Origin of the sequence: Streptomyces sp. UNOC14_S4, from assembly GCF_020740835.1 — a bacterium.
In the GTDB taxonomy this organism is placed as follows: Bacteria; Actinomycetota; Actinomycetes; order Streptomycetales; family Streptomycetaceae; genus Streptomyces.
Map to the genome: position 1 here is coordinate 1 of NZ_JAINFC010000431.1, position 6552 is coordinate 6552.

Below are 6552 nucleotides of genomic sequence, written 5' to 3' on the forward strand. Positions count from 1 at the left end.
CCACCGGGGGCTCCGCCCCCTGGACCCCGAGCCGGGGCAGCGCCCCGAAAGGGGCGCGGGGAACTGCGCGACAAGCCCCCACCGGCCCGCAGCCGCGCGCGGAGCGCAAGAGGCACCCCGGTGGGCGCAACGGGCCACCGGCCCGCAGCCGCGCGCGCAGCGCAAGACGCACCCCGGTGGGCGCACCGGTCACGACGAGCGATGCGCAGCCACCCACGACAGGAGCCGACGACGTGACCACGTCGTCACCACCCGCTCCGCGGAAACACCGCACCGCTCCGCCCGTTCGCACCCGTACGCCTGCCAGTCCAGTTGCCCCGGCGCGTGCGCGTCGCTGTCGATCGCGAAGAGCACGCCCGCGTCGACCGCCTGCCGGAGCAGCCGCTGGGGCGGGTCCAGGCGTTCCGGGCGGCTGTTGATTTCCAGGGCCGTGTCGAAGCGGGCGCAGGCGGCGAGGACCAGGGCCGCGTCGAAGGAGGACTCCGGGCGGCTGCCGACGATCCGCCCGGTGCAGTGGCCGAGGATGTCGACGAGCGGGTTGGCGACGGCCGCGACCAGACGGCGGGTCATCGCGGCGGCGTCCATGCGCAGTGTGGAGTGGACCGACGCGACCACCACGTCCAGCTCGGCGAGCAGCTCCGGCTCCTGGTCCAGGGAACCGTCGTCGAGGATGTCGCACTCGATGCCGGTGAGCAGCCGGAAGCCGTCACCGTCACGGTCGCCGCCACGGCCACCGTCGCCGTCACCCGCGAGCCGCGCGTTGACGTCGGCGACGACGCGGAGCTGCGCGCGCAGCCGCTCGGGCGAGAGGCCGCGGGCGATCGTCAGCCTGGGGGAGTGGTCGGTGAGGACCGCCCACTCGTGCCCGAGGCCCCGCGCCGTGCGTGCCATCGTCTCGATCGGGCTGCCGCCGTCCGACCAGTCCGAGTGCAGGTGGCAGTCGCCGCGCAGCAGCGCCCGCAGCGCGTGGCCGCCCTCGGTGAGCGGTCCGCCGCTCTCCTCCTCCAGCCGGGCCAGGTAGCCGGGCACGACGCCGCTCAGTGCCTCGGTGACGACGGCCGCGGTCTTCGGCCCGATGCCCTTCTCCCCGGTCAGGGAGCCGCGCTCCGCGCGCTCCCGCAGCTCGTCCCGCGGCATCGCCCCGACGACCTGGGAGGCCGTGCGGAACGCCTTGACGCGATAGGTGGGCGCCTGGGCGCGTTCCAGCAGGAACGCGATACGGTCCAGGGCCGCGACCGGATCCATGGGACTCACCTCCACCCGCTTCCCCCACGGTGCGCGCGCCGCGGCGGGGCCGCACCCCGTGCCTCGGGGGGTGAACGCTTGCGTAACAGCCCCATCGGCAGGGGAGGGTTTCCCGCATGAGTGCCTCCCGCAACACCTCAGGCAGTCGCGCGGTCGTTCTCGGGGCGGGCATGGCCGGGATGCTGGCCGCCTCCGTCCTGGCCCGCCACGTGGACGAGGTCGTGATCGTCGACCGTGACCGGATGCCCGAAGGCGCCCGGCCGCGCAAGGGCCTGCCCCAGGCCCGCCATGCCCACCTGCTGATGTCCGGCGGCGCCCGCGTGGTGGACGCGCTGCTGCCCGGGACGCTGGAGCGGTGGCTGCACGCGGGTGCCCGCAGACTGGCGCTCTCGGCCGGGGTGGTGCTGCTGGGCCCGCGGGGCTGGTTCCCCCGGCTGCCGGGGAAGCAGTTCATGCTGACGTGCACGCGCGACCTGCTGGACCTGGTGGTGCGCGAGCAGGTGCTGGCCCTGCCGGGTGTCGTCCTGCGCGACGGTACGGAGGCCGTGGCGCTGCTCGGCGACCCGGCCCGGGTCACGGGGGTGCGGGTCCGTGCGGAGGGGGCGCACGGCACGGAGGAGCTCGCGGCCGACTTGGTCGTCGATGCCTCCGGCCGCGGTTCGCAGGCCGCGCGCAGGCTGACGGACCTGGGGCTGCCGGTCGTCCACGAGGAGACCGTCGACTCGGGGCTGGTCTACGCGACCAGGATCTTCCGGGCGCCACCGGGCACCGGGGACTTCCCGCTCGTGAGCATCCAGTCCGACCCCGGCTCGCGCCGTCCCGGCCAGGGGTCGACGATGCTGCCCATCGAGGGCGGCCGCTGGCTGGTCACCGTCTCGGGGACGCGCGGTGGCGAACCCTCGGGGAACGCCGAGGACTTCGAGCCCTTCACCCGTGGCCTGCGCGACCCCCTCATCGCCGATCTGATCGCCCGCGCCGAGCCGCTCACCGGCGTCGACGTCACCCGCAGCACCGTCAACCGGCGCCGGTTCTTCGAGCGCCTTCCCGCGCACCCCGAGGGCTTCATCGCGCTGGGCGACGCCGTCGCCACGTACAACCCGGTCTACGGGCAGGGCATGTCGGTGGCCGCGCAGAGCGCCGCCGTGCTCCGCGACGTCCTGCGGGCGGAGGGCGTGACGGCGCCGGGGCTGGCCGGGCGGGTCCAGCACGCGGTGGGCCGGGTGACGGGCAAGGCCTGGGACCTGGCCACGGGGGAGGACATCAACTACCCGGGTGCCATCGGCAAGCGGCCTCCCGCGGCGGCCCGGCTGCTGCGGGGCTACGTCCAGCGGATGATGTGGGCGGCGACCGGCGATCCGCTGGTGCTGCGGGCGCTGCTGGACGTGATGACGATGTCCGAGCCGATGACGCACCTCGTCAGGCCCTCGGTGGCGCTCGGCGTGGCCCGTGGCCCCGGACCCCGCGCGCAGACAGGGCCGTCGATCACCCCCGAGGAGCTCGCGCTGTGGGGGCTGGCGCCGCGCTGACCCGCGACCGGCCCGCAACTGATCCGCGACTGACCCGCAGCTGCGCCGTCAGCGCCGCAGGGCCACCGGCGGCAGGAACTCGTGCTCCAGCGTCCTGTGCCACCAGGCCCCGGTGGCCCGCCGCTCCTGCCGGGTGGTGAAGCGGTAGAGGTAGACCCGGGCCCGTACGTGCGTGGGCGGCGCGTCGGGGAAGGGGTTGTGCCGCAGCAGGCGCAGCGTCGCCGGGTCGTTGACCAGCAGCCGTTCGACGAACGGGCCGAACCAGGACTGCGCGTACACCGGGGAGATCCCGGCGAACCACATCAGCCAGTCGAGCCGCAGGTGATACGGGGCGAACTGGCGCGCCAGGCGGTGGGGATCGCCGGGCTTCCCCTTGAAGCCGTACTCCCGCCAGGCGGTGTCCGGCGTGACCCGCTCCTCGTCCGTGCCCTCGACGACCACCTCGTGGCGGCGCCGGTTGATGCTGCCGAACGCCCCGTAGGTGTTGACCAGGTGCAGGGCGTTGAACGACATGTTCATGCGCTGCTGCCGGGAGAGCATGTTGCGTACGGGCCACCAGCTCAGGACGGCGACCAGGGCCGTCGCGGCGACGACCAGGCCCTGGAACCAGCCGGGAGGGCCCGTGGCCAGGGGGGTGTGCCGGGGCAGGGAGAGCAGCTCCGCCAGGGCCGCGCCGTCGACCGCGGAGAACGCCAGGACGATCGTCAGCCAGTTCAGCCAGGCGAAGTTGCCGGAGGCGACCAGCCAGAGCTGGGTGCAGATGATCACGCCCGCGGCGACGCTCGCGAACGGCTGCGGGGTGAAGAGGAAGACCGGCACGCCGAGCTGCGCCACATGGTTCGCGGCCGTCTCCACCCGGTGCAGCGGGCGCGGCAGCCGGTGGAACCACCAGCTCAGCGGGCCCGGCATCGGCTGCGTCTCGTGGTGGTAGTACAGACACGTCAGGTCCCGCCAGCAGAGGTCGCCGCGCATCTTGATCAGCCCGGCGCCGAACTCGACGCGGAAGACCAGCCAGCGCATCAGCCACAGCACCGACACCGGCGGATCGGTGCGCGCGTTGCCGAGGAAGACCGCCAGGAACCCGGCCTCCAGCAGCAGCGACTCCCACCCGAAGCTGTACCAGGTCTGGCCCACGTTGACGATGGACAGGTACATCACCCACAGCGCCGCCCACATGAGCATCGCCGCCCACAGCGGCACCAGGTCCGCCGCGCCCGCCACGATCGCCGCCGACAGCAGGGCGCCCGCCCACGCCCACGCGGCGAAGAAGCGGTCCGAGTAGTGCAGCTGGAACACGCTCGGCATCCGCCGGAACGGCGCCGCCCGCACGAAGCGCGGCACCGGCAGCATCCCCCGCTCGCCGATGAGCGCGCGGAACTGCAGCACGGCCGCCAGGAAGGCGACCAGGTAGACCGCGGCGAGCGCCCGCTGCAGGACGAGCCTGGTCAGCCAGTACCCGGGCGCCATGAACCACTCCATGGCGTATCCGTACCACCAGAAGCACACGGTCACATCGAAGAAACCGGCAAAAGGTGTCAGAGTGGCCCTATGGTTGATCGGGGAGCGCCGCCTGCCTCCGTCCAGGGGGACGTGGCACCGGGCGACTGGCCCGCTCGCCCGGAGGTGAGCCTCGCCTTCAACCACATGGGCAGCTTCGACTGGGACCTCGAAACCGGCAGGCTGCACCTGGACCCGGTGGCCCTGGCCCTTCTCGACATACCGCCGGGGACGTACGGCGGCCGGATCGGCGACCTGGCGGGCCGGGTGCCCAGGAGCGACGCCGCCCGGCTCGACGCCCACATCTCCCGCGCGCTGAAGGAGGGCAGCGACAGCTACGGCACCTACCTCCGCGTACGCGTCGGCGACGGCAGCCTGCGCCCGACCTACGCCCAGGGCCGTATCCTGCGCGACGGCCAGGGACGGCCCCGGCGCATCATCGGGATCGTCCGCGACGCCACCGAGGAACTCCGGCACGCCGCCGAGCCCCGGCCCGAGCAGCGCGACCCGACGGCCGTCGTCGAGACCATCACCGCCGCGCTCGCCCACGCCAGGACCGTCCAGGACGTCATCGACTTCTTCCAGGACTCCCGCGCCGTCCAGCACCTCGGCGCCGACCTGCACGTCCTCGGCCTGCTGGAGTCCGGCCGCATCCACCTCGTCGCCGAGGGGCCCGAGGAGCACTACATCCCCGGCACCCGCTACACCCGCATCGACGAGGACTTCCCCATGAGCGAGGTCATCCGCACCCTCGCGCCGCGCTTCATCGAGTCCCCCGAGGAGTTCGCCGAGCACTACCCCTGGCTGTGGCAGAACATCAAGGACATCGGCATCTCCTCCGCCGTCTACCTCCCCCTGATCGCCCAGGCCCGCGCCATCGGCGCCGTCGGCCTCCTCTACCGCGAGGGGCGCGCCTTCTCCCGCCAGGAACGCAACCTCTTCATCGCCGTCGGCAGCAGCCTCGCCCAGAGCCTGGCCCGCGCCATGCTCTACGACCAGGAGCACGACCTCGCCGAGGGCCTGCAACAGGCCATGCTGCCCCGCCGCATCCCCGACATCCCCGGCGCGCAGATCGCCGTCCGCTACCGCTCCGCCCGCATGGGCCGCGACATCGGCGGCGACTGGTACGACGCCGTCCCCCTCCCCGGCGGCCGGGTCGGCGTCGTCATCGGCGACGTCCAGGGCCACGACACCCACGCCGCCGCCGTCATGGGCCAGCTGCGCATCGTCCTGCGCGCGTACGCCTCCGAGGGCCACGCCCCGGCCACGATCATGGCCCGGGCCTCCACCTTCCTCCACGAGCTCGACACCGACCGCTTCGCCACCTGCGCCTACGCCGAGGCCGACCTCTCCACCGGCATCGTCCACATCGTCCGCGCGGGCCATATCGACCCGCTGCTCCGGCACAACGACGGCACCTGCCGCAGACTGCCCGTCGCGGGCGGCCTGCCGCTCGGGCTCTCCGCCGAGTTCGGCCGCCTCGACTACCCCGTGACGACCGTCGAACTCGACCCGGGGGAGACCCTGCTGCTCTTCACCGACGGCCTCGTCGAACAGCCCGGCTCCGACCTCGACGAAGGCATGGGCCTCCTCTCCACCATCGTCCGCGAGGGCCCGCACGACCTGCACGAACTCGCCGACCGCCTCTGCGACGTGATCGGGGAACGCGTCGGCGAGGACGACATGGCCGTCCTCCTGCTCCGCCGCCAGGGCGCCACCGCCCGCGCCGGGGGCCGGCTCCAGCAGCACATCGCCCCCGCCGACCCCGAATCGCTCAGGGCCGCCCGCCACATGATCCGCGCGGCCGTACGCGCCTGGGGCGCGCGCGAACGCTCCGACGAGATCGAACTCGTCGCCGACGAACTGGTCACCAACGCCCTGCTGCACACCGACGGCGCCGCCGTGGCCACCATCCGCATGCTCGCCGGCCCCGAACGCCGCGTACGGGTCGAGGTCGAGGACAAGTCCAGCGTCCTGCCGCGACGGCGCGAGCCGGGCGAATCGGGGGTGTCGGGGCGGGGCCTGCTGCTGGTGGACCGCTTGGCGGACGTGTGGGGGGTGGAGTCGCGGGGGACGGGGAAGTCGGTCTGGTGCGAATTCGTCATACCGGACCGGCACACGCCCTGACGTCGTCTCACCCCCCGGGGGCTCCGCCCCGGACCCCCGCGCCTATCGGGGTGCCTCCTGGGTCCGGTTCGCGGCTGCGGGCCGTGTACGGCTGGGCGCGCAGTTCCCCGCGCCCCTGGCTTGGTGGTGCTCGGGTGGGTGAAATTAGGGGGGTAGG

The 6552-nt window shown here is 73.6% G+C and carries 4 protein-coding genes; 2 read left to right on the forward strand and 2 right to left on the reverse strand.

Annotated elements, in window-relative coordinates:
* Positions 1 to 189: 189 nt before the first annotated feature.
* Positions 190 to 1245 carry a PHP domain-containing protein gene (locus K6I34_RS28640; protein WP_229330214.1) on the reverse strand — a complete coding sequence of 352 codons (1056 nt, stop codon included), beginning with the start codon at positions 1243 to 1245 and terminating at the stop codon, positions 190 to 192.
* Positions 1246 to 1361: 116 nt separating this feature from the next.
* On the opposite strand from K6I34_RS28640, the gene K6I34_RS28645 reads away from it, so the two are divergent.
* Entirely contained in the window at positions 1362 to 2771 is a 1410-nt protein-coding gene (locus tag K6I34_RS28645; protein WP_229330217.1) for an NAD(P)/FAD-dependent oxidoreductase, read from the forward strand.
* A gap of 48 nt (positions 2772 to 2819) precedes the next feature.
* Here K6I34_RS28645 and K6I34_RS28650 read toward each other — a convergent pair whose 3' ends face one another.
* On the reverse strand, positions 2820 to 4250 hold the full coding sequence (locus K6I34_RS28650) for a lipase maturation factor family protein (RefSeq protein ID WP_229330219.1): 1431 nt from the start codon (positions 4248 to 4250) through the stop codon (positions 2820 to 2822).
* A gap of 69 nt (positions 4251 to 4319) precedes the next feature.
* Here K6I34_RS28650 and K6I34_RS28655 point away from each other — a divergent pair, with 69 nt between their 5' ends.
* On the forward strand, positions 4320 to 6395 hold the full coding sequence (locus K6I34_RS28655) for a SpoIIE family protein phosphatase (protein ID WP_229330221.1): 2076 nt from the start codon (positions 4320 to 4322) through the stop codon (positions 6393 to 6395).
* Positions 6396 to 6552 lie beyond the last annotated feature (157 nt).

Excerpts from the sequence above, each read along its gene's own strand:
- K6I34_RS28655 (WP_229330221.1), top strand. The coding sequence starts at position 4,320 with ATGGTTGATCGGGGAGCGCCGCCTGCCTCCGTCCAGGGGGACGTGGCA.
- K6I34_RS28650 (WP_229330219.1), bottom strand. The coding sequence starts at position 4,250 with ATGGAGTGGTTCATGGCGCCCGGGTACTGGCTGACCAGGCTCGTCCTG.
- K6I34_RS28640 (WP_229330214.1), bottom strand. The coding sequence starts at position 1,245 with ATGGATCCGGTCGCGGCCCTGGACCGTATCGCGTTCCTGCTGGAACGC.
- K6I34_RS28645 (WP_229330217.1), top strand. The coding sequence starts at position 1,362 with ATGAGTGCCTCCCGCAACACCTCAGGCAGTCGCGCGGTCGTTCTCGGG.